Here is a 1099-nt window from a genome sequence, read left to right as displayed (position 1 = left end):
TTCGCCACTTTACCGCAAAACTCCACTCCACACGCGTCACAGGTTAACGCGGCGTTAACTGTCACTAGGAGTTCATCCCGTGCGGGAAAAAGGAAGTGCTATATATCAGTTGTTTCTTCTAGCGTTAAGTATATATGTTCTTTGTATAGTTTTTGCAGAAACATTTATTATCTCAAACTCTGAAATATCATTAGTGCTTCAACGAATTGACTTGGGTATTTGTATTGTATTTATAGGGGACTTTTTTGTAAATCTGTACAAAGCTGAGAATAAGCTTCGATACTTAAAGTGGGGATGGATAGATCTTCTTTCATCCATACCACTTGCGGATCCACTGCGGTGGGGGCGTTTAGCGCGAGTTATACGTATTTTGCGGTTTTTACGAACTATAAAGTCATTAAAAATTCTACTGTCATCTATACAAGGTAGTAAGTTTCAAAGCCTCACTCTTATTGTCATTTTAATTAGTTTTGTTACCTTTAGTGTTTGCGCCAGCCTCATTTTAGAGTTCGAGCGTGGGCATGGTGGAATAAGTACGGCCAATGAAGCTTTTAGGTGGGCCTTTCTAAATGTAATGAATGCAAAGGTATCAATTATTCAGGCTCAATCTAATGGTGGAATGGTAACCACAATTATTCTAAACAAAGTGGGGCTTTTATTGTTTGCCTACTTTAATGCCATAATAGTCGCTTGGCTTATTCAGAAGCGGGTAGAGGTAAAGCAGGCGAATCTATCAAAGAGCAACAGTTAACAATTTGCTCAAGCATCGTTCCGGCCAAAATTGGCCTCCACTGGACGCGCTAAAGCGCGCCGCTTAGCAAGGCGTTATGCGTGGTATTAAACAAAGTGCTTTGTCGGTGGTAGGGTTGTGCTAATTGTCTTTTTAGTTTGTGCCGCTCCAGCAGTGGTGTAGTAGAGTAAATCGCAGTGATGCAGTCAGGGAGTGGCATCCAATTTCTAGTCGGTCGTATCCGAACTATGTCTCCCAGCTTTGTTCTCAGTGGTTTCTTTTTAGGTATTACCAAATCAAGCTTTATCCAAACCTTCTTGTAGTATTATTTTGGGCTTTTGGTAGTATCTGGTTTTAATATCTATTGTT

At 40.5% G+C, this 1099-nt stretch carries 1 protein-coding gene; it reads left to right on the top strand.

What is annotated here, in order from left to right:
• The first annotated feature begins 79 nt into the window (after positions 1–79).
• Entirely contained in the window at positions 80–751 is a 672-nt protein-coding gene (locus IDZ20_RS10860) for an ion transporter (RefSeq protein ID WP_188151460.1), read from the top strand.
• The last annotated feature ends 348 nt before the right edge of the window (positions 752–1099 follow it).

Source organism: Teredinibacter waterburyi (assembly GCF_001922985.1).
Classification (GTDB): Bacteria; Pseudomonadota; Gammaproteobacteria; order Pseudomonadales; family Cellvibrionaceae; genus Teredinibacter; species Teredinibacter waterburyi.
Note: the sequence above shows the minus strand (reverse complement) of the source record. Positions and strands in the feature narration are given on the sequence as shown.